A 23984-nucleotide genomic window follows, 5' to 3' on the forward strand; every position below is an offset into this window, starting at 1 on the left:
CGGTCAAGTTTGGAACTTGCTCGGTGAAAGAATGCACATCGGACGGCCATTTGTGATAGAGTGTTCATGAAAAGGCGATCGTCAATCGGCGATACCGGACGAGACAGCAATGCAAGACCGATCCCACGTCAAGCAGAGAAAGGAAGAACGACGATGATCGAACTGAAAAGCAGACGCGATATCGAGGCGATGCGCCGGGCGGGACAGGTGGTGGCCGAATGCCATCGCCAAATCGCGCGCATGATCAAGCCCGGCGTGACGACGATGGAGATCGACAGGCTCGTCGAATCGATCATGGCGGAGCATGGCGCAAGACCTTACCAGATCGGCTACAAGGGATACCCTTACGCCACGTGCGCCTCTGTCAACGACGTGATCGCGCACGGTTTTCCGAACGATGAGCCGCTGAAGGAAGGCGACATTGTCACAATCGACACGGTCGCGGAGCTGGACGGCTGGCTGGGCGATTCGGCGTGGACTTACGCCGTCGGCCGCGTCTCGCCCGAAGCCGAGCGGCTCATGCGGGTGACGCGCGAATGCCTGGAGCTCGGCATTGCGCAGGCGAAGGTCGGCAACCGGCTCGGCGACATCGCCCACGCCATCCAGACGCATGCCGAGCGGAACGGCTACGGCGTCGTGCGCGATCTGCTGGCCCACGGCATCGGCCGCAGCCTGCATGAAGAGCCGGGCTACATGCACGTGGGCAAACCGGGCAAGGGGCTGCGCCTGAAAGAAGGCATGGTGTTCACCATCGAGCCGATGCTTACGGAGGGCACCTATTTCATGACGATCGACGAGGACGGCTGGACCGCGCGCACGCTGGACGGCAAACGGGCGGCCCAGTACGAGCATGTCGTCGCCATCACGGCGGACGGACCGGAGATCCTGACAGCGCAGTAACTTTATCGCTGCAGTGTGTAATATTGCCGGCACGAAATGGCATGATGCCGAAGGATTTCGCCGTTTGACGTCGAATTGAGGTCAATCCGGAGAGCGCGCCGCGCTCTTCTGACTTCAACTTTCGACGAAACGGGGTTCTTCGGCATTGCGGCGTTATTGGGGACTTGTCTTATTGTCTGTCGTTTTGATTTCGGCTTTGCCTGCAGCGGCTGCGGAACCTGCATCGGCCTCGGCATCGCGGCCGGCCGCCGGCGTCGTCAATCCGAAGCAAGTGTATTCGTATGACATCATGGTGCGCGATCTGAAGCAGCTGGAGGAGACCTATCCCGGACTGATCCGTCTGCATGCCATCGGCGAGAGCGAATACGGACGCGATATCTGGGCGGCCGATCTCGGTCTCGGCGACGCGTACGTCATGCTGAACGGCTCCCACCATGCCCGCGAATGGATCACCACCATTCTGATCATGTCCATGCTGGATCATTACGCGCAGGCGTATGTACGGAACGAAACGTGGAACGGCGCGCCGGTCCGCGACTTGCTGCACCGCGTCACATTCCGGTTCGTGCCGATGGTCAATCCCGACGGCGTCACCCTGCAGCAGTTCGGGCTGTCGGCTTTTCCGGAAGAGGCCCACGCGGATCTCATTGCCATGAACGGCGGAAGCAGCAACTTCAAAAGGTGGAAAGCGAATGCGAAGGGGATCGACCTGAACCGGCAGTACCCGGCGGATTGGGAGAATATCAACCAGCCGGGATCCGGGCCGTATTACATGAATTACAGAGGCAAGGAACCGCTTGCGGCGAAGGAAGCGCAGGCGATGGCGGAAGCGACGAAGGAGACGAATCCGGAGATCGCCGTCGCGTATCATTCGTCCGGCGAGATCGTCTACTGGCATTTCCATACGAAACCGGAGCATGTCGCCCGCGACCGCGCCATCGCGACCCGGTATGCCGGGATGACGGGCTACCGGCTCGTCCAGCCCGCCGCCAACCCTTCCGGCGGCGGATACACGGACTGGTTCATCCAGTCGTTCGGCCGTCCGGGGCTTACGGCCGAACTCGGCCGCCCGGCCGGCGAGACGAACGTGCCGCTCTCCGAATGGGAGCGGATCTGGCCGCGGCATCGCGATACGGGCTGGATGCTCGCCGGGGAAGCGTACAATCTGTGGCTGGCGCGCCAGACCGCCGCCTACGCGTCCGGCGAGATCCGGCTGACGGCCGAGCAGCCGGCTTACCGCTGGCCGAACCATCGGTCGGCGCAGCTCGGGACGCTCTATCCGGGGCGCTACAAGCTGCTCCGCACGAAAGGCGGCTGGGCGGAGATCGCGACGGAGGACGGCCCGCGATGGGCCTGGGCCGGCCGCTCGCCGGCCGGCACGTTCGAGCCGCTCGGCGGCATCCCGGTGCGGCTGGCGCCGGACATGGCGCAGTATTTGTCGCCGCTCGACGCGGCGCCGGCCCCGCAGCCGCTCGATACGCCATCTGCGACGGCGCTGGAGCGGTGGCGCAACTGGATCATGGTCGTGACGCCGCAAGGCACGCGCTGGGTGAAGGAAGCGGATTTGTTCGGGGAATGATCCGCGCCCCGGCCGGCGGATGGGCTGCAGAAATTACTTGCCCTCGATCATCCCGCGCAGCGTGCGCACCGCTTCCTTGAGCTGCGGGTCTTCTTCCTTCAGCTTCGTCCGCAGCCGGTCCATCAGTTTGAACGCCGTGCGTCCGCTGATCGTGCCCGTCGGCGTCAGCCGCTCGTCACGCTGGAACCGCTCGACAGCCGCGGCCGTCCGCTCGTCGTAGATCCCTTCGGGCTCGCCCGGATCGTAGCCGACCGCTTCCAGCATCCGTTCCGCCGTCCGCACGTCCTGGCCGAGCGAACCTACCTTGAGCACTTCGTCCGTCGGGAGCACCGGCAGCGAGGCGTATTCCGGCAGCCCGACCTCGACATGCGGCTCGATGCCGACCTTGTTGATTCTGCCGCCGCTCGGGGTCACCCATTCCGACTCCGTCAGCTTCAGCACCGATCCGTCCTTGAGGGGGCGGAACGTCTGCACGACGCCCTTGCCGAACGTCTTCATGCCGACGAGCTTCGCTCCGGCCGAATCGCGCAGCGCCGCGGCCAGCACCTCGGCCGAGCTGGCCGAGCTCTCGTCGATGAGCACGGTGATCGGCTTATCCCACGCTTTGCTCTGCGTCGAGGTGTAGGTAATCCGCCGCTTCTCGTCCTTGTACACCACTTCGAGGATGACCTTGTCCTTCGGAATGAGCCGGCTGGCCACCTCAAGGGTCGAACTGAGCAGTCCGCCCGGATTGGAGCGGAGATCGAGCAGGAGCCCTCTCATGCCTTGCGCGAGCAGCTCGTCGACCGCTTTCCCGAACTCTTTGCCGGTGCCTTCCGCGAACCGCGTAATCTGCACTTTGCCGATGCCGTCATCCAGCATCTCCGCGTAGACCGTCGTCACCGGAATCTCTTCCCGCACGAGCGTCACGTCGAACGGCTCCGTCAGGCCGTCGCGCCTGATGGTGATCGTCACCTTCGTGCCGACTTCGCCGCGCGTCCGGCTGACGAGCTCCTGCATCGTCTTGCCCTTCATGGACACGCCGTCCACGGCGACGATGACATCGTCCTTGCGGATGCCGGCCTCATCCGCCGGCGCGCCCTTGTAGGCCGACGTGACGACGAACTCGCCGTCTTCCTCGCGGATCTCGACGCCGATCCCGACGATGTGGTCGTCGTACCGCTGCACATACTCCTTGCCCTCTTCCCCGGCATAATAGGCCGAGTAGGGGTCCCGCAGCGACGCCGTCATCCCTTTCGCCGCTCCGTGAATCAGCTCGGAAGAATCAGCGCCGTACAGGTAATCGCTCATGATCTCTCGATAGGTATAGTCCAGGTTGGCAAAAGCGGGATCCTTCAGCATCGGATACCGCTCCATCATCCACCATCTCCCGGCCAGAAAACCGGCGGCGGCCGTGACCAGCAGGACCGCCAGGGCAACCAGCAGCCCCGCTCCCCGCCGCTTCATCTTCGATTCCGTCTCCATCTTTCGCATCGCTCCGTTCACTCCAGTCGCATACTCCACGATACCGCATTCCGGACATGGCTTCAAGCGAACCCCGGGATGGACATGATCCAACATATGCGGCGCAGGGGCGGGACAGAACGTTTTGAAGCGGCAAAACCGGGCGGCGCAAGCTCCATCCGGCCGAGGCTTGCGGCATCCGCATGTTGCCGCGCAAGCCGGCATTGCGCTACAATCGGTCTGACAGATACGGGGCCGGCAAGTTGTGCCGACGGCCCGAAACAAAGGAGCGGGAGAAACCATGTACCGACTGATCGCCATTGACATCGACGACACGCTGCTGACCGACGACGGGCGCATCACGGACGCGACGCGGGCCGCGCTCGCCGAAGCCGTGAAACGGGGCGTCACGGTGACGCTGGCCACGGGCCGGATGTTCGCCTCGGCCAGCCGGATTGCCGAGCAGATCGGGTTGAACGTGCCGATCATCACCTACCAGGGAGCGCTCGTCAAAACGCCGTTCGACGGCAATGTGCTGTACGAGCGGAACGTGCCGGCGGACGCTGCGCGGGAAATTCTGGACTACTGCCGGCGGAACGGCTTGCACTTGCAGCTTTACACGGAAGACGAACTTTACGCGGCCGAAGACAACGACAAGGTTCGGGAATATGCCGAACGTTCCGACGTGCCCTATCGCGTGGAACCCGATCTCGACAAGCTGATCGACAGGCCGCAATCGAAAATGCTGATCATCGGCGATCCGGACGAGCTCGACCGGATCGCGGACGAGCTGAGACCGGTTTACAAAGGCCGCGTCCATATCACGAAATCCAAACCGAACTATCTCGAATTCCTCCATCCGGAAGCGACGAAGGGGCATGCGCTTGCCGCGCTCGCCCGCCATGTCGGCTGCACCATGGAGCAGACCATCGCCGTCGGCGATTCCTGGAACGACCGCGAGATGATCGAAGCCGCCGGCCTCGGCGTCGCCATGGGCAATGCGATCGAATCGCTGAAAGCGATCGCCGGCTTCGTTACGAAGACGAACAATGAAGACGGCGTCAAGCACGTCATCGATACCTTCATCTTGAACCGATGAAATCCTGAATTTTCCTTTCCGGCGGCGATGTCTTCGCAGCGCATCCGTAGTATAATGGAAGCGAAGCGGAAGATGTGCCGCCATACTTTTTACGCCGGAGAGAAAACGCTTCCACAATTCCACGCGGAGGTGCTTCCCATGGCCAGATTCACGGTCGACGAACAGACGGAATTGGTGCAGCTGTCCGCGGAGCATGCGGACGAATTGTTTCGGCTCATCGAGGTCCACAGGGAATGGCTGTCGCAATGGTTCGCCTGGCCGGCAGGCGTCCGGTCGCCCCTCGATTCCCTGACGTTCATCCGGCGTCTGGACACGCAATGGAAGGACGACGAAGCCGCAGGATTCGGACTGTTCACGGACGGCAAACTGATGGGCGTCGTGGAGCTTTCGCATCTCGATTCGGCGGACCGCTGCGGACGACTCGGATTTTGGCTCGCCCCGGCCGCCGGCGGACGCGGCCGCATGACGCGAGCCTGCGAGGTGCTCACCGGATGGGCATTCGAGAAGGCCGAGTTGAACCGGCTGGAGATCCGCACGGCCGTGGACAACGCCCGCGGCAGGGCCGTGCCGGAGCGCCTCGGTTTCAAGCTCGAAGGGATCGCGCGCCAGGCGAAACGGCTGGGCGACCGCTACGCGGACGTGGCCATCTACGCCATGCTGGCATCGCAATGGCTGGAAATGAGCCGGCTGGCAAGGCACATCGGATATTGACGCAAAATAGCGAAACTTTTCCATCCCGACAGTCGTCTATACTGTCGGGATTATTTTTTTTACCGGAGATGATTGGGCACAGTGCTATACATACTCGCATTTCTGGTCTCATTCGCCGTCGTCTATCTGCTGATTCCGCCGCTCGGGCGGCTTGCGTTCCGGCTCGACTTCGTGGACAAACCGCGGGAAGGGGTCGAGCGGAAGCTGCACCGCGAGCCGATTCCGCTCACCGCCAGCTACGCCATTTATCTCGGCTTCGCCACCGCCTATCTTATGCTGGCCGAGTGGAACGGCTACGAGACCATGGCCGTGCTCGCCGGCGGCGCGTTGCTGCTTGTCATCGGAACCATCGACGACTGGTACAAAACCCAGGGCCGCGATTTCCCCTCGCTGCCGAAAGCGCTTGTCCAGATAGCGGCCGCCGTGCTCGTCTATCTGTCGGGCATCGAATTTTCCGGCTTCTACAATCCGCTGATCGACGACTATGTGCTGCTGCCCGGATGGCTGCAGTGCGTGCTGACGATTCTGTGGATCTTCGGCGTGACGACCGTCATCAATTTCTCGGACGGCATGGACGGGCTGGCCGGCACGCTGTCCGCCATTTCCGCCGGCACGCTGTTCATCGTCGCCCTCGTGAAGGGGCAGAGCCATTCGGCGATGATGGCAATCATCCTGCTCGCCGCGGCCATTGCTTATCTGAAATACAACAAGCCCCCGGCCAAAATTTTCATGGGCGACGCCGGCGCGACTTTCCTCGGCTTCGTGCTGTCCGTCATCGCGCTCGACGGCGTGTTCAAGCAGGCGACGCTGCTGTCGCTGTTCATTCCGATTCTTGCGCTCGGCGTGCCGATCTTCGACAACCTGTTCGTCGTATTCAAGCGGCTCATCCAGGGCAAGCCGATCTATCAGGCGGATGCCAGCCAGGTCCATTATCGGCTGCTGCGGGCCGGATACAACAATCGGCAGGCGCTGGCGCTGCTCGGCTTGCTGAGCCTCTGCCTCGGCCTGTCATCCATCATTCTGCTGCTGGTAGAGGCTTGAGTATCACATGGGGCAGAAAAAGGCTGTTTCCGCCGCGGGCACCGGAAGTGCCCGGTCCGTCGGAAACAGCCTTTTTTCATCCTGGATCAGCGGTAGGATCTTGCCTCTTGCGCCGATTCCGAGATGACAAAGCCGAAGTACAGCGCGATTGCGCCGACGACGAAATGCAGCGCGTTATCCGCAAGGCCGACGTGCATCAGACCGAACAGATCGCCGGTGAACACGCCGAGCACCGCGAGCAGCAGATAGAAGATGCCGATGACCTGCGAATAACGATACGCATACCCTTCGCCGGACGACGCCGCAAGGCCGAGCAGCCCGACAATCAGATGAATGACGTTGTGCGCCGCGCCCAGATGGAACAGACCGAACCCGTCCGGATCGATGAAACCGTACAACCCGAGCAGCAGGAATACCAGTCCGGTCAATGCGGCGAATCGTCTGACCGCCATCCCGCATCCCTCCCCATCCCCTTGGTCTTCCATAGAACACTATGCGGGGGACGGGTGAAACATGCCTCGGGCGGCCCTGCCGGGCCGCCCTCCGCTCAGAAATCGTAATATTCGGCTTCGCCGGGCGTGATGGTCGCCCGTCCTTGCGTCAGATCAGTCATCCATGCGATGAACCGCTCCGCTTCGCCATCCTCCGGCAGGCAGACGACGGTGACGCGGTCCGTGAACACCGTGTCGCCGACATGCCAGCCCCGGCTGCGCAGCTCGTTCTCGATCTTGCCGTACCATGTATAGTCGACTTCGACCGACACCTTCCGGCGCAGCACCCGCTCGATCGGCTCCGACGCCTCGATCGCCTGCACGGCGCCTTCGGTATAGGCGCGGATCAAACCGCCGGCGCCGAGCATGATGCCGCCGAAATAGCGGGTGACGACGATCGCCGTATCTTTAAGCTGCTGCGCCTTGATCACTTCGAGAATCGGCCGGCCGGCCGTGCCGCTCGGTTCGCCGTCGTCCGACGATTTCTGGATCTCGTCCCGTTCGCCGATGACGTAGGCGTAGCAGTTGTGCGTCGCGTCCCAATGCTTCTTGCGGATCGCTTCAACGAAGGCGACCGCTTCTTCTTCCGACGTTACCGGCTTGCCGTATCCGATGAACCGCGATTTCTTGATGACAATCTCCCGCTCGCCTTCGCGGCGGAGCGTACGGTAACGCGCCAGCACAGTCGATCTCCCGCTTACAGGCGCGCTTCGAGGGCTGCCTTCTCCTTCTCGTAGCCCGGCTTGCCCAGCAGCGCGAACATATTCTTCTTGTACGCCTCGACGCCCGGCTGGTCGAACGGATTGACGCCCAGCAGATAGCCGCTGATGCCGCATGCTTTCTCGAAGAAATAGACGAGATACCCGAACGTGTACGGGGTCATGTCCTTGATCGTGACGACCAGATTGGGCACGCCGCCGTCCGTATGGGCGAGCAGCGTCCCTTCGAACGCCTTCTTGTTCACGAAATCCATCGTCTTGCCGGCGAGGAAGTTCAAGCCGTCCAGATCCTCCGGATCGCTGTTGATGGTGATATGCTCGGGCACTTCCGCCACCTGGATGACCGTCTCGAACAGGTTGCGCGAGCCCTCCTGGATGAATTGGCCCATCGAGTGCAGGTCCGTCGAGAAATCGACCGACGCCGGATAGATGCCCTTGTTGTCCTTCCCTTCGCTCTCGCCGTAAAGCTGCTTCCACCATTCGGAGAAATAGTGCAGGTTCGGTTCGTAGTTGACGAGAATTTCCGTCGTCTTGCCTTTGCGGTACAGCGCGTTGCGGACAGCCGCGTATTGATAAGCGCCGTTCTCGCGCAGGTCCGGATTCGCGTATTCGCGCGACGCGTCGGCTGCGCCCTGCATCATCGCGGCAATGTCGATGCCCGCCACGGCGATCGGCAGGAGACCGACGGCCGTCAGCACGGAATAGCGTCCGCCGACATCGTCCGGAATGACGAACGTCTCGTAACCTTCCGCGTCGGCCAGTTTCTTGAGCGCGCCCTTCGCCCGGTCGGTCGTCGCGTAGATCCGTTTGCGCGCTTCTTCCTTGCCGTATTTCTGCTCCAGTTTCTCGCGGAAAATGCGGAAAGCGATCGCCGGTTCGGTTGTCGTGCCGGACTTCGAGATGACGTTGATCGACCAGTCCTTGCCTTCAAGCAATTGCAGCAGGTGGGCGACATAGGTCGAGCTGATGTTGTTGCCCGCGAACAGCACCTGCGGCCCCTGGCGCTTGTCAGCCGGCAGCATGTTGTAGAAGGAATGCGACAGCATCTCGATCGCGGCCCGCGCGCCGAGATACGATCCGCCGATGCCGATCACGACGAGCACGTCGGAATTTTCCCGGATGCGCGCCGCGGCCGCCTGAATCCGCGCGAATTCTTCCTTGTCGTAATTGACGGGCAGATTGATCCAGCCCAGGAAATCGCTGCCCGCGCCGGTCCCGTTATGAAGCTGGTCGTGCGCCAGTCTGACGGCGTCTGCCAGGTAATCGATCTCATGCTGGCCGACGAACGGCAGCGCTTTCGAATAATCGAATGTTACGGCTTTCGACATTTCCTTTTCCTCCCGATTCCGTCTGGATAATGGCAGCCGATGCCGGATCGGCCGCCTGTCCCTGCAACCAAAACCTAACCACTAGAATACTGGATTTTACAACCGAACTCAAGGAAAACGGTCACGCCTGCCTTCCCGGGAGGCATTACCGTTTTTGCGGCGTGATATAGGCACGGTTTATGATCGCCGGACGATCCCGCAGCCCGCGCGGGGAGCGCGGCAGCACAAATGAAGCCCCGGACGGGCAAGGAACGCGGGCCGTTCCTCCCCTCACCGGGGCCTGTCAGCTTTGCGTGCCGGCATTCGCCGGGCATTACCGCCGGAACTTGCTGATCAGCATCTCCATTTCCTGCGCCAGGTGGGCCAGATGCTGGGACGAAGCGGACATTTCTTCCATCGTCGCGAGCTGCTCCTCCGTCGCCGCGGACACCTGCTCGGTCTCCGATTGGGTGGAATCGCTGATGTTGTGCAGTTCCGTGATCATTTTCTCGATCTGGTCCGCGCCTTCCGCCATCGACTGCGCGGCGAGCGTTGCGGTCCGCATCTGCTCGGCAAGCCGGGCAACCGCTTCTTCGATCTGTCCGAACGATTGGTCCGCTCTTACGACGGCCGCCCGTCCCTCGTCCACGCGTTCTTTCGTCAGATCCATCGACTGCACGGCTTGCTGCATATGCTCCTGCACATCCGCGATGATGCGTTGTACGCTCTTCGCGGCCTCAAGCGATTGTTCCGCCAGCTTGCGCACCTCGGAGGCGACCACCGAGAAGCCGCGGCCGTGCTCGCCCGCTCTGGCCGCTTCGATGGATGCGTTGAGCGCCAGCAGGTTCGTCTGTCCGGCAATATCGGAGATGGCGCGCGCAATTTTCTCAATTTGCCCGGATTGTTGTTCAAGCAGACGGATCGACGCGGAGAGCTGCTCCACGGATTGCTGGATTTCATCCATCGACGCGGACGCCTGCTGCATCGTGCGGCTGCCGTCCCGCGCAATGTCCGACGTTTCAAGCGCGCTGTCCGCCGCCGCCTGCGTTTTGCCCGAGACATCCGATGCCTGTTCATTGATCCGCCTGGTCGCTTCGAGTCCGCCCGCCACCTGCTCCGCCTGGCGGCCCATGCCGGAGGCAACCTCCTGCATCGACGTAGCGATGACTTCGCTCGCCTTGCCCGTCTGCTCGGCGCTGGCGGTCAACTGCTGCGAAGATGCGGCAAGCTGCACCGACGTATCGCCGATGCGGCGGATGACGTCGCTCATATCGTCCATCATCTTGTTGAAGGAAGCGGACAGCTGGCCGAGCTCATCCCGCGAATCGAGCGCGATGCGACCGCTCAAATCCCCGTCGGCGGCGTCGGCCATCAGTTTCCGCAGTTCCGACATCGGCTTCGTGATCAGGCTCGATACCCGCAGCATGAGCCCGCCGTTGATGAGCAGACCAAGCAAAATGATCACGATCATAATAATGATCGCAATATTCATTCTGTGCTGAATGTCCCTGTTCGCCTGGACCGCTTGCTCCGTGCTGATGTCCGAAATCTCGCTCAGCAGCTGGTTCTTCTGCTCCAGCAGCGAGGAAGCCTCGCGGTTGAAATACGCGATCGCCGAAGCCTGTTGGCCGCTCGACGCCAGTTGCTCGGCTGTCGTGCGGCGATTCGAATACTGGAGATCAATCGCCTCGATCCGCTCGATCCGATCGCTCTCCGCCTTGCCGACTTCCGTCGACTTCAGCTCATCCATGACTTCTCTGAAACGTTTGCTGTGTTCCCTTACCTTTCCGTATGCAATCTCCCGGGCATCTTCGTTCGTCGCCATCAGATACTGGTAGGAATCTACCTCGATGGCTTGACCGATGATCGCCGCTTCGTTCGCCAAATCGATCGTCTTGATGTTGTCCGACGCCAGTTTCTCGATCTGGGCATTCATGAGCGTCATGGTGATGAATCCCGCCAAACCGATGCACAACATGAAGATCGTGCTTGACACCAGAATGACCGTCAGCTTGTGGCGGACGCTCACATTTCTGAGAAAACTGAGCTTCAACAGTTGCGGGAACTTTACCTTGCCGCGGACTTTCGTTGCTGTTTCGTCTGCAGTTCCGTCGAATTTTTTTGCCATCCTTGAAATCCTCCTGCCTATCGTTATCGACGGTTGTAATTCACGCGTTATACGACTTTTTTATCGGATCGGCGGGCGCAGAAATCAAGATTTTGTATGAAAATCGTAGGATAGTGTAAAAAAATCGTATGAAATCTGAGGAATTGTTAAATGAGACAAGTAAAAAAGCCCCGCTTCAAGCGGGACTTTCGATCGATATCGGGGATGTTCACGGCTTAGAGGAGCGCCTTCACCTTGGCGACGACGTTTTCGACCGTGAAGCCGAACTCCCGGATGAGCCGGTCGCCCGGCGCCGAAGCGCCGAACGTGCTGATGCCGAGCACCGCACCCTTCTCGCCGACATAGCGCTCCCAGCCGAACGGATGCGCCATCTCGACCGCGAGGCGCGCCTTCACGTCCGGCAGCAGCACGAAATCGCGGTACGCCTGGTCCTGCTTGTCGAACAGATCCCAGCTCGGCATGCTGATCACGCGGACGCCGATCCCTTCTTCGGCCAGCGCCTTCGCCGCCGCGACCGCGAGCTGCACTTCGGAACCCGTCGCGATGATCTGCGCGGCCGGCTTGCCGTTCGGCGCGTCGCAGATGACGTAAGCGCCGCGCTCGACGCCCGTGCGCGCCAGCTCGGCCGTGCCTTCGATGATCGGCAGGTTCTGGCGGGTCAGCACCAGCGCCACCGGATTCGACCGGTTCTTGACCGCGTAGCGCCATGCGGCGGCCGTTTCGTTCGCATCGGCCGGACGGATGACCGTAAGATCCGGAATGACCCGGATCGAGGCGAGCTGCTCGATCGGCTCGTGGGTCGGCCCGTCTTCGCCGACCGCGATGCTGTCGTGCGTCAGGACATAGACGACCGGCAGCTTCATCAATGCCGCCAGTCGGACGGCCGGACGGAGATAGTCCGTGAACACGAAGAAGGTGCCGCCGTACACTTTCAGGCCGCCGTGCAGCGCGATGCCGTTCATCGCGGCCGCCATGGCGAACTCGCGCACGCCGAAGTAAATGTTGCGTCCGTCGTAGCTGCCCGGCTTGTAAACCGGCAGTCCTTTCAGGTGCGTCATCGTCGAGCTTTCGAGGTCGGCCGAACCGCCGACCAGATTCGGCACGCGCTTCGCCAGCGCGTTGAGCGCTTCGCCGGAAGCGACGCGCGTCGAGACCGCCTTGCTGCCGTCATAGACCGGCAGATCGGCGTCCCAGCCATCCGGCAGTTCGCCGGCGGCAGCCTGCTCGAACTGCTTGCCGAGCTCCGGATGCGCCGCCTTGTACGCTTCGACGAGCTTGTTCCACTCCGCGTTCGCCTGCTCGCCGCGCGCCTTCACCTGCGCGAAATGGTCGCGCACTTCCTGCGGCACATGGAACTCCGATTCCGGGTCCCAGCCGTAGAATTGCTTCGTCAGCTTCGCTTCATCCGGACCGAGCGGCGAACCGTGCGGGCCGCCGTGGCCGCCTTTGCCCGCCTTGTTCGGGCTGCCGTAGCCGATGACCGTCTTCACTTCGATCAGCGTCGGTTTCGACTTCTCGGCCTGCGCCGCCTCGATTGCCTTCGCCAGCGCCGCCAGATCGTTGCCGTCCTCGACGCGCAGCACCTGCCAGCCGTAAGCTTCGAAACGCTGCGCCACGTTCTCGGAGAACGCCAGATTCAGCTCGCCGTCCAGCGAGATGTCGTTCGAGTCGTACAGCACGATCAGCTTGCCCAGCTTCAGGTGGCCGGCAAGCGAAGCCGCCTCGCTCGCGACGCCTTCCATCAGGTCGCCGTCGCCGCAGATCGCATAGGTGTAATGGTCAATGACCGGATAGCCTTCGCGGTTGTACGTCGCCGCCAGCTGCGCTTCGGCCATCGCCATGCCGACGGCCATGCCGATGCCCTGACCGAGCGGACCGGTCGTCGCGTCGACGCCCGGCGTATGGCCGTATTCCGGGTGCCCCGGCGTCTTCGAGCCCCATTGGCGGAAATTCTTGATTTCCTCGAGCGGAAGATCATAACCGGACAGATGAAGCAGCGCATAGAGCAGCATGGAACCGTGGCCGGCCGACAGCACGAACCGGTCGCGGTTGATCCAGGACGGATTGGACGGGTTGTGCTTCATCGTGCGGGCGAACAGTTGATAACCCATCGGAGCGGCGCCCATGGGCATGCCCGGATGCCCGGACTTCGCCTTCTCGATCGCGTCGATCGCCAGTGTGCGGATCGTGTCAATCGACAATTGATCGATGGATTTCTGCGTAACCGACATTGCGTTTCCTCCCATGTCTCTTCCGTGTGCCGCGGCGCTCCCGAAACGTGCGGGCGGCAGCGTTTTCTCAGAACAATTTTCAAATATTGTATCATTTGCCCAGTCGGTTTTCCACTTTCACCATTGGCGGTGCGCCGGGCACGCGGCCATCAGTTGAACACGACCGTCTTGTTCTGGAATACGATGATGCGGTCCTCGAGATGCCATTTCACCGCGCGGGCGAGCACCGTCCGCTCGATGTTCCGGCCGATCCGCTTCAGACTGGCGACGTCGTCGCGGTGCGACACCCGCTGCACGTCCTGCTCGATGATCGGACCGCCGTCGAGCTCCTCCGTCACATAGTGGGCCGTGGCGCCGATGATTTTTACCCCGCGGTCATAAGCTTGCTGGTACGGCTTTCCTCCGACGAACGCCGGCAGGAACGAATGGTGAATATTGATGATCCGATTCGGGAAGTACTCGATGAACCGCGGCGTAATGATCTGCATGTAGCGCGCGAGCACGATCAGATCGACCTTGCCCTCGTGCACTTTCTCGAGCTGCAGCCGCTCGGCTTCGGCTTTCGTCTCCGGGGTGACCGGGATATGGTGGTACGGAATGCCGAACGATTCGACGAGCTGGCGCATGTCCGGATGGTTGCTGATCACCATCGCGATCTCGGCGTCCAGATCGCCGGCCTGCCATTGCCAGAGCAGCTCCAGCAGGCAGTGGTCTTCCTTCGAGACGAAGATCGCGATCCGCTTCTTCCGGCTCGCCCGGAAGATGTGCCATTTCATCTCGAACCGGTCGGCCACGCGGACGAAATCTTCCTGCAGCTTCGGCAGCTCCCGGTCCAGATCCTGGAGGTCGAACTCGAAGCGGATGAAGAACATGCCGCCGTCCGGATTCATCGTGTATTGGTCCGACGATACGATATTCGCGCCGTGCTCGTACAGGAACTGCGACACGGCGGCGACGATGCCCGGACGGTCCGGGCACGAGATCAGCATCCGCGCCCGGTTGGCGCTCCTTTCAATCGGATGTTGAGGCTTGTAGACATTCTGCTGCATGCTTTGTACTTCCTTCCGTTCGTATGGTCATGAAGCCGGGTCGGGGCTTAAAGGCGCTTCAGGCTGTCACGCTTCCTTCAGAAGCTGCTTGCCGGCGAACCAGGCGGTCAGCCGGTGGTTCACCGCTTCCTCCGTCAGATCTTCCGGCAGCACCCGGTTCTCGATCACCAGGTCATACAGCCGGTCCATCGGTTCGCGCGGATCGGCTTTCTTCGCCTTGGCATCGTTCTTCAGCGTCTCCCAGACCGAGAGCACGTACGTCCGCCCCTCGATCGCTTCCTTGTCGAAGAAATGGTGCAGCCGCTCCACATGATCGAAGAAGTCCTCGCCGAAGCGCTCTCTCGCGTCACCGCGCAGCAGCGCGATCTCGGCTTCGTACATCGGCCGGGCCTTCTTGCTGTCCTTGCCGATCCACGGCGTCTCGAGGATGAACGGCCGTCCCTTGAGCAGCTCGTGATGGACGACCCGCTTGATCGCCTCGTAGCCGAGGTAGCCGGCGCCGACCGGCGCATGGCGGTCTTTCGCCGCGCCGCGCGGGTTTTTGGAGTCGTTGATGTGGACGACGGCCACGCGGTCCAGCCCGACGACACGATCGAACTCGCGCAGCACGCCGTCGAGATCGCCCACGATGTCGTAACCGGCGTCGTGCATGTGGCACGTGTCCATGCAGACCGACAGCCGGTCGTTGTCCTTCACCTTGTCGATGATGGCGGCGATCTCCTCGAACGTGCGGCCGATTTCGGTCCCTTTGCCGGCCATCGTTTCGAGCGCGATCTTCACGTTCAGCCCTTCCGTCCCGGCCAGCACTTCATTCAGACCTTCCGCGATCCGGGCGATGCCGTATTCGGGGTCCTTGTCCGTGTACGCGCCCGGGTGCAGCACGATATGATCGACGCCGATCGCGTGCGTGCGGCGGATCTCCTCCTGCAGAAAACGGACCGCCAGCTCGAACGTGTCGTCCTTGTACGAGCCCAGATTGATGATATACGGCGCATGCACGACGATCTCGTCGATGCCGCTCTCCTTCATGAGCGCCTTGCCCTCTTCGATGTACAGATCTTCAATCGGCTTCCGCCGCGTATTCTGAGGCGCGCCTGTATAGATCATGAACGAACTGGAGCCGTACGACACCGCTTCCTCGGTCGCCGTCACAAGCCCCTTGTCCGAAAAAGACACATGCGAACCGATCTTGAGCACCTTTACCCCTCCCGACAGCACATTTCCTACTATTCTAACAGAATCGGCCGGCGCTTGAAAGACAAGCCGCGCGGGACCCCGTTGGCAATGTGAGGCGCAAGGCTTACCCGAGCCCCGGCTGGAATCCCCGGCAACCGGACCGGCCGTTCAAGGAATCGTTGTTCGAAAATCGCCGGCCGGTGCGGTATAATGATCGGGAGAGGTGACGGATCAAGATGGGCAATGTCCATAACGGGTTCATGTATTTCATCTTATTCTGGGCGGTCGTTCTGGTCGTCTCCATGGCGATCGGCGGCTACTTCATGTTCCGCAAATTCCTCAAGATCATGCCGAAGCAGGACGGCATGTCGAAGCTCGACTGGCAGAATTACTGGGTCGAGAAGAGCCGGCCGCTGTGGACGGAAGAGTCGAAGGCATTCCTCGATCTGCTCGTATCGCCGGTGCCGAAACCGTTCCGGGACATTGCGAAACATTCCATCGCCGCGGAGATCGGCAAGATCGCCGTCGAGAGCGGCGCTTCCGAAGTGACGCGGGAACACTGCATCGAAGGCTACATCAAGGCGACGCCCAGGCGCGACTACCGCAGCCTGATCTCGTTCCTCGACAAGCACGGCATTGATTACAGTCCGTACCGGCATTTGTTGAAATCCTGAAGATCGCTCGGGGGAGGCGTCGGGCATGCGCGTGGCGGTTACCGGCGGCACCGGTTTCATTGGCGGTGCGCTCGTTCGGGCGCTGCTTGAACGGGGAGACGAAGTCCGGGTGGTGACCCGGAAGCGGGGACGGCTCAAGCTCTGTCACCCGAATCTGACGGAATCGACATGGGATGAATTGACTGAACGGCCTGATTTGCTGGAAGGAACGGACGCCATCGTCAACCTGGCGGGGGAGACCATCAATCAACGGTGGACGCAGGCCGCGAAAGACCGGGTGCTTCGGTCGCGGATTGACGCGGCTGACGCCGTGGCGGGATGGGTGCGCGCCATGCGGGACAAGCCGGTCGTCGTGAACGCGTCCGGCATCTCGTATTACGGCATGTCCGAGACGGACACGTACGACGAGCGGAGCCCGGGCCGGGTGACCGACTTCCTGTCCGCCGTCACGAAGGAATGGGAGGAAGCGGCGGACCGGATTCCCGCACGGCGGCTCGTCAAGCTGCGCGTCGGCCTTGTCCTGGGCGCGGATGGCGGCGCTTTCCCGCTGATGGCGCTGCCGTACCGGCTGTTCGTCGGCGGCAGGGTCGGCAGCGGCCGCCAGTGGATTTCCTGGATCCATATCGAGGACATGACGCGGCTCATCCTGTTCTGCCTCGACAACGAGCATGTATCGGGGCCGATCAACGGATCGGCGCCGGAACCGGTGACGAACGACCGGTTCGGCCGGGCGGTCGCCGCGGCGCTTCGCCGGCCGCACTGGTTCCCGGTGCCCGCGTTTCTGATGCGCCTTCTGTTCGGCGAGATGGCCGTGCTCCTGCTCGAAGGGCAGCGGGCGCTGCCGGCCGCGGCGCTGGAAGCGGGCTTCACCTTCCGCTACCCGACCATCGACGAAGCGGTGCGGCATCTGCTCGGCCACATTGTAAGAAAGTAAAAAATGCCCGGCATCAACCGCTCTTCCGCAGCGTATATTTCGGCCCGTCCGGTCCGGCAAGCCGAAACGCACCGCCGTCTTGCAGCAGGTATTCCTTGTACGGCACCATGATCTCGCCGCCGAGCAGCGTTCCGTTGCGCGAGGCGAGATCTTTTATTTTCACGTCGGTACCGTCGCACTCGATCTCCAGATGCGTGCGCGATACGCCTTCCGCCGTGTCGACGATCCCGGCATGCGTTTCCGAACGGCCGATGACCGTAATGCCGGGCTCGACGGGGATGCGCCGATGCTGCCCTTCATGCTCGCGCACCAGCCAGAACTTGCCGCCCTGACGTTCCCGCCCGTCCTGATGGAGCAGGACGGTCTCATCCGCCAGCAGCCCCGTTTCTTCGTCCGCCGTTCCGACGCCGATCATTCCCGGGCTTCCCTCCGCTTCCATGCCTTCCGGCAAGCGGGAAAACATTCCCGCTCCAATGCCTCCGGACGTACCCGATCCTCCGGTTGCCGCATGAACCGCAAACGCAGCATCCGATGCCTGATGATTGTCCCGCGCAAAATCCGCCAGCCAGGGAAACCGCAGTTCGGCGGCATCGTTCCGGATCCCGGCGTCATCCGATCGGCCGCCGGATTCCGCATCCGGCCGCCAGGCTTCCGGATCGCCGATGCCGCCGGATGCGCCGGCGGATGGCGAGTCATCAAGCGGCCCGTGATTTCTGGCCGCCAGCCGCTGCCACAGCAGGAACAGCCCGCCCGCGGCAAGCAGCGTGGCGCCCAGGCTGATCAGCAGGCGGTCCGTGCCCGGCGACGGCAGATAGATGTACCGCCAGATCAGCGCGACAGCCAGTATGGCGCCGGACGCCGACAACCAGCGCGCCCTTCCCGCGTCGCGGATGCGGCCCGTCGTCCCGGGCCATTCCCGGTCGTCAAACATCGACGTCTCCGGTGGCGGGGTATCCGCCGGTTCTTCGCGTCTGATGATCTTGCCGAGCAGGTCAAACCGGTTCTTCGCCGGTCCGTCCGGCTGTTCCCCGTCATCCGCCGTCGCGTGCCATTCAATGACTTCACCGGTCCGGTTATCCGCATGATCCGGCGCATGGACAGCCCCCGGGGCCTGCGGGCAATCCGACCGTTCCGCAACGTGCGGCGCGCTGTTCTCCGGTTTCATCAGGCTTGAGGCCGGATGTGCATATGGGGTTGCCCGCGGGTTGTCCGCATTCGGTGAACCGGACGCGCCCCGCGGCTCCGAAACCAGCAGCTGAAGCAAACCGACGCGCAATTTGGACCAGGAAGCAGGCGGGTCATCCAGCAGACGGAGCATGGTCTGCACGACTTCCCCGTCCACACGCTCCACTTTGCCCATGAGTCTGACCGCAAGGCCGAGCAGTTCTTCCCGAATCGGCTTCTTCGCGTGCGGTTCGCGGAGCGGGATATACGTCAGCGCAACATCGCGCCAATCGCCGCCGATAAACAGAAACTTCTCTTCCAGCAGGCAGCACGACTCCCGGAGCAGGTAGTGCCCGCAGTTGTCCAGCGCTTCGACGATGCCCAGCATAAGGCTGATATATTCATTCATCCCGAACGAGCCGGTGATCAGCCAATGCGAAAGCAATTTCCGGCCGTCGATCGCGTAGCGGAACGTCACGCTTCCGTCCATCTCGAACCAATCGACGGCGAGCAGCCCGGGCGGCCGCTCGGCCTGCAGCATTTGCAGGTCCACTTCATCCAGATCCGCGCGCGCAAATGGCGGATCACGGCGGATGATCATTTCGTGGCCGCGCTGCATGGCAAAATCGACTTGAATCCGTTCCATCTCGCACTCCTTTCCCGCCGGTCATCCCCGTTTCCCTACGATCTTGGGCGTCTTCACCATAACCATGCCGCAATCGCCCCGGGGATCACCGCGATCATGAACGGAAACCGGCATTTCCGCACGCCCGCATTCCGCCCGGCCTCGGCCGAAAATTCTGCGCCGCAGTCTGCTTCGTTCTCGCGCAGCAGTTTCCAGTGCACGGCTCTGCGCCTGCCGATGATCAGGCACATCAGCCCGTATGCTCCCGCCGCCAGAATGGCATAAATGGCGCAAGCGATCGTCTCCTGCGCGCCGATCCAGCTTCCGAGCGCTGCGAACAGCTTGACGTCGCCGCCGCCGACGGCTCCCAGACGGTACAGCAGCAGCATCAGCGCAAATCCCGTCCCGGCTCCCGCGCATGCGGTCAGCAGCCCCTGACCCGCCGCTTCCAATGCGGCGAGCAGCCAGGGCCGGGCATCCGGCACCGCATCGTTCAACCTGTTCCAGACACTTTCCGCCATATGGAATAACACCCCGGCGGCCAAGGCGGCGAAATTCAGCCGGTTCGGAATGCGCATCGTCCGAATGTCGCTGACGAACGCGGCCGTCAGCAGAATCGCCGCTCCCGCGGCGCCGAAGTACATCATGCATCCCTCCCTGCCTGTTGGTTCTCTTCCCCATGCATTCCTGCGCGCTTGTCAGATCTCCATGCCTGCGCCTGCCGTCACTGCCCCGCATCGCCCGCCTTCTGCACAATGAAAAAGCTGTGCGCTTTCGCGCCGCCCTCCGAAGTCACCTCAAGCTCCCACGTGCCGGGCGTCGTGTTGCCCGATACGTGCCACTCCCAGGTCACGATGCCGTGTTCGTCCGCCGTCTTCTCGCCCAGATTTTTCGCCTTGCTCTTTCCGCTCTTGTACCAGACCTCCAGACTCAGCTTCGCATTCGGCTCGCCGATCGCGGTCAGCTTCGCTTTCCGGCCCGGACGAAGCGGCGACGGCTCGATCGAGACGATGACGATCCTGTCCGATCCATTCTCATCATCCTGATGCGTCGGCGCCGGAACCGGATCGGCGACCCAGACGCGCTCTTCGGCGTCCGCCGAGAGCGTCACGTGCGAGCCTGTGAACGGCAGCGCCAGCGGAAAATCGTACGCCAGCCGGACCCGGAAGTGCTCCTCGCCGCTTTTCGAAAAATCGGGCAGCGACAGCCTTGTGATCCGGATGCGATCGGGATCAAGCGCCGATTCCGCCGCCAGTTCACGGATCAACGGGCCGAAGACGGCCTCGCCGATCGGCGCCGCCGCGATGTCACCCGCTGCATCCCAATCGCCTCGCAATGCCGCTTCAAGCAGCGGACCCGCCGGTTCCGGCAAATTGCCCGCAAGTTCAGCGGCCAGAGAGCCGAGCCCGGACGACGCAGGCCAGCCTTCGGATGCATGGCCTTCCGGTCGCGAAGCCGGCGCACCGGTTTTGGATTGGAGGGCCAGCTGAATCGGGTACATGTGCGCGGCCGTCAGCCGAACGGTCTGAGCCGCGGCATCCTGCAGCGCCATCTGTGTCATCGCCATCCGGATGATGGCGATGAGGAGGATGAAGGTCATCAGGAAGACGGGCATGATCAGCGAAGCTTCAACCGTAACGCTTCCCCTGGTGCCGGATGACGGCTCAGTACGACGACCCGGCAGCCACCGTGCTCTCATAGCGGCCGCCCACAACCTTTCCTTGTAAAATGCCGCCGGAAGCCAGCATCTTCATCACCCCCGGCAAAAACCACAGATTGACCGACACGTCCGCGCGCCCGGTCAGCGATGTCGGCATCCCGGACAGCCGGTAGCCGGTCCTGTGCTCGATCAACGCTGCAACACGGGCAAGCTTCTCCGCTTTGCCTCCGTGAATGAGCAGGAACAAGCGCAGATAGTCCCGGTATGTAATGTCGATCTTCAGCCATTTGGACAGCTTCGTTTTGCCGGTATGGATCAACTCGGTCATGTCCATCAGCGCATGCTCCAGACTGTACGCCACCGCCGCGGCAAAAACGACCAGCGGATGGCCGAACTTGCGGCACTCCACCAGCCCTTCCATCAGGCGGATGGCGGTGCGGACGGCGAAGATCTCCCCATAGGCGGCGGCAATATTTCCCGCCGGTCTGTGGATGCCGTACAAAATGTATTCCACTTCCTGACTGGAAATGGACACCAGCAAATTGCCTGCGCTGCCGCCGTTCGTACCTCCCGCTGAACCATCCGTTCCCGATGATTTTTGCGAAATCAATCCGGACAAATTTTGCGGGCGGAAATATTCGAACCGCGAAGCGGCGTACTCGTTCAGGTAAAGTTCGTCCCGCAGATCCATCGTTACGCTTTCCAGCAATCCGAACAGTCCGGCCGCTTCGCCCGCCGCGTTCTTCGCATATTCACCGCTTTCATCGTTCAGTCCGGCATCCGAGCTGTCGGCGGGCGAGGAGGATGCCTCATTGAGCGCGAGGCTTGCCTCATAGCGCTTGCGCACCCGCTCGAACTCCTTCGCGGCTTGCTCGTCGTAAGGCAGCTGCGCGATCTGCAGCAGCAATTTCGCAGCCTCGCCGCGTTTCGTCTCGGATTGGCGCTCGAATTCCTGCCGTTGATTGTCCGCGGCATTCAATTCGGCGATCGCCTGAGCGCGCGCCGCGATAACGTTGCCGGAGCCTGCGCCATCCGCACCGGAATACTGCGAGGCATAGGCCTGGTAGCCGCGGAACAGTTTGTCGACAGCGGCCTCCAGCGCCGATGCATTCCGGGTATCCGGGCTTGCGAGCGCCTGCGCGGCGGCCGATTCGAACAGGCCGGCTTGCGGCTGCAGACCGGCCGCGGCCGCATCCTGCACGGCCAGTTCCCGGCGGTAATCTTCGAACCAGCCCGCGTCAAGCACCAGCCGGGACGCATCCTCCAGAATGGAACGAATTTCGCCGGCCGCCTGTCCCGTCCCGTCTTCCGCGGCCGCCGGGTTTCCGGCTCCGCTCTGCCCAGCCGTCCGCAGCATGTCAGCCATCCGCTCATTGTCGGCCGCGGCGGCATCAACGGCTTGCCGGGCGGCGGCGATCGCCCGTGCGTGCTTGTCCGCAGCCGTACGAGCCGCCTGCATCAGACCGGCCGCCGTTTCCCTTGCGGACCGTTCATACGCCGCGATCTCGGCGGCGTAGCTCGGTCCGAGATCGGGCGGCGGAATGACCGGAGGCGATGCGCATCCGTTGTCCGTGCCGCTCGCTCCGCCTCCGCATGCGGCCTGCCACTGCCTCAGCAATTCTTCGGTCTGCCTCTGCCATTCGGCTTCCCTCGCCCTGCGCTCGGCTTCCGCCCGAACCCATGCGACGTAATTGCCGTATCCGCTTGCCGCAGCGGCGGCGGTATTCCCTCCCCCCGAACCTGACGGGTACGGAATCAGGGCTGCCATGCCCGAGGACGCCGCAGCCGCGGCCGCTTCTTTCTGGTTCCGGAGCGCTTCCTCCAGATGGCGCTGGCGGCTGTCGAACAGCTCTTGCAGCCGCTTCATCGTATCCGCCGCATGCGCGGCTTCCTTGAGGCCGGGAGAGATCACTTGGAATCGTTCCGCCAATTCAAGCGTGAAATCAATCGGCGCCTTGTACTTCATTTCCTCGAGGATCTGCCGCTCGAGTACCGCGTGAAGGCCCAGCGTATCTCCCGGCGACACCTCGCCGGAAGTCATGTCCGTCCGCAGCAGCTTCAAACCGCGGTCCGTATTTTCCGGCTTCATGGCCGCCGTCACGACACGGTTGAAAATTTCTCCGCTGTCCGTTCCGCCTCGCGCGAACAGGCCGTATCGTTCGTACAGCGTGCCGTCATACGCGGACAATGCGGACCGGACGCCGGAATAGACGGCAGACTCCGCCAGCCGTTCGAAGGCGGCGATGCGGGCGAAATCGATCAGCACCGCCATGCACAAGAACAAGGCGGCCGTTATGCCGATCAGAAACACGTTGACCGAGCCGTCCCGGCTGTTCCACAGCGCCGCGCCTTTGAACCGCCGGCGTTTCATCCGCTTCCTCTCCCCTTGTCAGCATGCTTCCGCAGAATGCCGCCGGCTTTCGCCCGCTGCTCCGCTCCGCCCGAGCCGATGCCGAAACGATCCGCGTAATAACGAACGAGATCAACCGTGCGGATCAGTTCGACGGGGTCGGACACCGGCGCAGCAGCGGAAGCGCGAATACCCGCTATCCCGGTAAGCCGTGCAGCTCCCGCCGGAATATCGAACGTCTCGAGTTCCACCGCCACCCGCTTCAACACCAGCTGCCGGCGGTAGGCCGCCTGTCCGTTGTACTTCTCCGGCACGCGGCCCGCTCCGTTCAGCAGCTTGGTTGTAATGAGACCGTCCTGCCGCCTTTCGCTCCCGACGTTCGCCGGCAAATCGATCACGGCATCTTCCGACGCATCGCCGCCCAGGTTGAAGATTGACTGCAACATTCTGTCGTCCGTCAACCGCCAATACAGCGGATCATAGCTGCCGGTCGGAGCAACGCCGGTGACCGGGTCGCGATGGCTGTTGTCCCAGCGGAAGGCAACTCTCTCCGCCGCGGCGGAAGCCGAGTGGTAGAGCAGCACCCGCTCGTGGATGATCATCGCCCCGAACAGCAGCGCCAACACGGCCAGGAACACGGCCGGGAACACGACCGTTGATTCGACCGTGAAGCTGCCGGATTCGGATCGAACGAGCGGGATTG

General features: G+C 62.4%; 20 protein-coding genes. 7 read left to right on the forward strand and 13 right to left on the reverse strand.

Annotated elements, in window-relative coordinates; all coding sequences use genetic code 11:
* Positions 1–153 precede the first annotated feature (153 nt).
* Together map and C6W55_RS05435 are read left to right on the forward strand one after the other, a co-directional pair.
* On the forward strand, positions 154–900 hold the full coding sequence (map, locus tag C6W55_RS05430) for a type I methionyl aminopeptidase (protein WP_015253597.1): 747 nt from the start codon (positions 154–156) through the stop codon (positions 898–900).
* A gap of 172 nt (positions 901–1072) precedes the next feature.
* Positions 1073–2479, forward strand: a complete 1407-nt coding sequence (locus C6W55_RS05435) for a M14 family metallopeptidase (RefSeq protein ID WP_286891811.1) — start codon at positions 1073–1075, stop codon at positions 2477–2479.
* A gap of 33 nt (positions 2480–2512) precedes the next feature.
* On the opposite strand, the gene C6W55_RS05440 is transcribed toward C6W55_RS05435, so the two are convergent.
* Positions 2513–3952 carry a S41 family peptidase gene (locus C6W55_RS05440; protein ID WP_286891812.1) on the reverse strand — a complete coding sequence of 480 codons (1440 nt, stop codon included), beginning with the start codon at positions 3950–3952 and terminating at the stop codon, positions 2513–2515.
* Between the two features lie 271 nt (positions 3953–4223).
* Here C6W55_RS05440 and C6W55_RS05445 point away from each other — a divergent pair, with 271 nt between their 5' ends.
* The 3 genes from C6W55_RS05445 to C6W55_RS05455 all read left to right on the forward strand — a co-directional run bounded on the left by C6W55_RS05445 (position 4224) and on the right by C6W55_RS05455 (position 6773).
* Entirely contained in the window at positions 4224–5021 is a 798-nt protein-coding gene (locus C6W55_RS05445) for a Cof-type HAD-IIB family hydrolase (RefSeq protein WP_286891813.1), read from the forward strand.
* Between the two features lie 138 nt (positions 5022–5159).
* Positions 5160–5732, forward strand: coding sequence for a GNAT family N-acetyltransferase (locus tag C6W55_RS05450; protein ID WP_015253593.1), 573 nt, complete (start codon positions 5160–5162; stop codon positions 5730–5732).
* A gap of 81 nt (positions 5733–5813) precedes the next feature.
* Positions 5814–6773 (forward strand): MraY family glycosyltransferase, encoded by a 960-nt coding sequence (locus tag C6W55_RS05455; RefSeq protein WP_408646062.1) that lies wholly within the window; start codon positions 5814–5816, stop codon positions 6771–6773.
* An 86-nt stretch (positions 6774–6859) separates the two neighbouring features.
* On the opposite strand, the gene C6W55_RS05460 is transcribed toward C6W55_RS05455, so the two are convergent.
* The 7 genes from C6W55_RS05460 to C6W55_RS05490 form a co-directional block, all read right to left on the reverse strand.
* Positions 6860–7225: a DUF4383 domain-containing protein gene (locus C6W55_RS05460; RefSeq protein WP_213486603.1), complete on the reverse strand. Its 366-nt coding sequence runs from the start codon at positions 7223–7225 to the stop codon at positions 6860–6862.
* Between the two features lie 95 nt (positions 7226–7320).
* Positions 7321–7947, reverse strand: coding sequence for a YigZ family protein (locus C6W55_RS05465; RefSeq protein ID WP_015253590.1), 627 nt, complete (start codon positions 7945–7947; stop codon positions 7321–7323).
* A 14-nt stretch (positions 7948–7961) separates the two neighbouring features.
* On the reverse strand, positions 7962–9311 hold the full coding sequence (locus C6W55_RS05470; RefSeq protein ID WP_286891814.1) for a glucose-6-phosphate isomerase: 1350 nt from the start codon (positions 9309–9311) through the stop codon (positions 7962–7964).
* Positions 9312–9624: 313 nt separating this feature from the next.
* A complete protein-coding gene (locus C6W55_RS05475) occupies positions 9625–11418 on the reverse strand; it encodes a methyl-accepting chemotaxis protein (protein WP_286891815.1) in 1794 nt (597 codons plus the stop codon).
* 215 nt (positions 11419–11633) lie between these two features.
* Complete coding sequence (gene tkt / locus C6W55_RS05480) at positions 11634–13649, reverse strand: transketolase (protein WP_286891816.1); 2016 nt, start codon at positions 13647–13649, stop codon at positions 11634–11636.
* Positions 13650–13798: 149 nt separating this feature from the next.
* Positions 13799–14698: a formyltetrahydrofolate deformylase gene (gene purU / locus C6W55_RS05485; RefSeq protein WP_015253586.1), complete on the reverse strand. Its 900-nt coding sequence runs from the start codon at positions 14696–14698 to the stop codon at positions 13799–13801.
* Between the two features lie 66 nt (positions 14699–14764).
* Positions 14765–15895 (reverse strand): deoxyribonuclease IV, encoded by a 1131-nt coding sequence (locus tag C6W55_RS05490; protein WP_286891817.1) that lies wholly within the window; start codon positions 15893–15895, stop codon positions 14765–14767.
* A gap of 215 nt (positions 15896–16110) precedes the next feature.
* Between C6W55_RS05490 and C6W55_RS05495 the strand changes: the two genes are divergently transcribed.
* Together C6W55_RS05495 and C6W55_RS05500 are read left to right on the forward strand one after the other, a co-directional pair.
* The gene (locus tag C6W55_RS05495; RefSeq protein WP_015253584.1) at positions 16111–16548 is read left to right on the forward strand and encodes a DUF2621 domain-containing protein; all 438 of its coding nucleotides are present in this window, start codon (positions 16111–16113) and stop codon (positions 16546–16548) included.
* A 25-nt stretch (positions 16549–16573) separates the two neighbouring features.
* Complete coding sequence (locus tag C6W55_RS05500) at positions 16574–17482, forward strand: TIGR01777 family oxidoreductase (RefSeq protein ID WP_286891818.1); 909 nt, start codon at positions 16574–16576, stop codon at positions 17480–17482.
* A gap of 13 nt (positions 17483–17495) precedes the next feature.
* Here C6W55_RS05500 and C6W55_RS05505 read toward each other — a convergent pair whose 3' ends face one another.
* The 5 genes from C6W55_RS05505 to C6W55_RS05525 form a co-directional block, all read right to left on the reverse strand.
* Positions 17496–19292 carry a DUF6382 and FHA domain-containing protein gene (locus C6W55_RS05505; protein ID WP_286891819.1) on the reverse strand — a complete coding sequence of 599 codons (1797 nt, stop codon included), beginning with the start codon at positions 19290–19292 and terminating at the stop codon, positions 17496–17498.
* A gap of 53 nt (positions 19293–19345) precedes the next feature.
* Positions 19346–19918, reverse strand: a complete 573-nt coding sequence (locus tag C6W55_RS05510; RefSeq protein WP_286891820.1) for an A24 family peptidase — start codon at positions 19916–19918, stop codon at positions 19346–19348.
* Between the two features lie 77 nt (positions 19919–19995).
* Entirely contained in the window at positions 19996–20970 is a 975-nt protein-coding gene (locus C6W55_RS05515; protein WP_286891821.1) for a TadE/TadG family type IV pilus assembly protein, read from the reverse strand.
* A complete protein-coding gene (locus C6W55_RS05520; RefSeq protein ID WP_286891823.1) occupies positions 20936–23302 on the reverse strand; it encodes a hypothetical protein in 2367 nt (788 codons plus the stop codon). The genes C6W55_RS05515 and C6W55_RS05520 overlap by 35 nt, the downstream gene beginning before the upstream one ends.
* Entirely contained in the window at positions 23299–23931 is a 633-nt protein-coding gene (locus tag C6W55_RS05525) for a hypothetical protein (protein WP_052835810.1), read from the reverse strand. The genes C6W55_RS05520 and C6W55_RS05525 overlap by 4 nt, the downstream gene beginning before the upstream one ends.
* Positions 23932–23984: the final 53 nt, after the last annotated feature.

It is taken from the genome of Thermobacillus sp. (assembly GCF_003390775.1).
Lineage (GTDB): Bacteria > Bacillota > Bacilli > Paenibacillales > Paenibacillaceae > Thermobacillus > Thermobacillus xylanilyticus.

Excerpts from the sequence above, each read along its gene's own strand:
- map (WP_015253597.1), top strand. The coding sequence starts at position 154 with ATGATCGAACTGAAAAGCAGACGCGATATCGAGGCGATGCGCCGGGCG.
- C6W55_RS05440 (WP_286891812.1), bottom strand. The coding sequence starts at position 3,952 with ATGCGAAAGATGGAGACGGAATCGAAGATGAAGCGGCGGGGAGCGGGG.
- C6W55_RS05445 (WP_286891813.1), top strand. The coding sequence starts at position 4,224 with ATGTACCGACTGATCGCCATTGACATCGACGACACGCTGCTGACCGAC.
- C6W55_RS05450 (WP_015253593.1), top strand. The coding sequence starts at position 5,160 with ATGGCCAGATTCACGGTCGACGAACAGACGGAATTGGTGCAGCTGTCC.
- C6W55_RS05460 (WP_213486603.1), bottom strand. The coding sequence starts at position 7,225 with ATGGCGGTCAGACGATTCGCCGCATTGACCGGACTGGTATTCCTGCTG.
- C6W55_RS05470 (WP_286891814.1), bottom strand. The coding sequence starts at position 9,311 with ATGTCGAAAGCCGTAACATTCGATTATTCGAAAGCGCTGCCGTTCGTC.
- C6W55_RS05475 (WP_286891815.1), bottom strand. The coding sequence starts at position 11,418 with ATGGCAAAAAAATTCGACGGAACTGCAGACGAAACAGCAACGAAAGTC.
- tkt (WP_286891816.1), bottom strand. The coding sequence starts at position 13,649 with ATGTCGGTTACGCAGAAATCCATCGATCAATTGTCGATTGACACGATC.
- purU (WP_015253586.1), bottom strand. The coding sequence starts at position 14,698 with ATGCAGCAGAATGTCTACAAGCCTCAACATCCGATTGAAAGGAGCGCC.
- C6W55_RS05495 (WP_015253584.1), top strand. The coding sequence starts at position 16,111 with ATGGGCAATGTCCATAACGGGTTCATGTATTTCATCTTATTCTGGGCG.
- C6W55_RS05500 (WP_286891818.1), top strand. The coding sequence starts at position 16,574 with ATGCGCGTGGCGGTTACCGGCGGCACCGGTTTCATTGGCGGTGCGCTC.
- C6W55_RS05505 (WP_286891819.1), bottom strand. The coding sequence starts at position 19,292 with ATGGAACGGATTCAAGTCGATTTTGCCATGCAGCGCGGCCACGAAATG.
- C6W55_RS05510 (WP_286891820.1), bottom strand. The coding sequence starts at position 19,918 with ATGATGTACTTCGGCGCCGCGGGAGCGGCGATTCTGCTGACGGCCGCG.
- C6W55_RS05515 (WP_286891821.1), bottom strand. The coding sequence starts at position 20,970 with ATGAGAGCACGGTGGCTGCCGGGTCGTCGTACTGAGCCGTCATCCGGC.
- C6W55_RS05520 (WP_286891823.1), bottom strand. The coding sequence starts at position 23,302 with ATGAAACGCCGGCGGTTCAAAGGCGCGGCGCTGTGGAACAGCCGGGAC.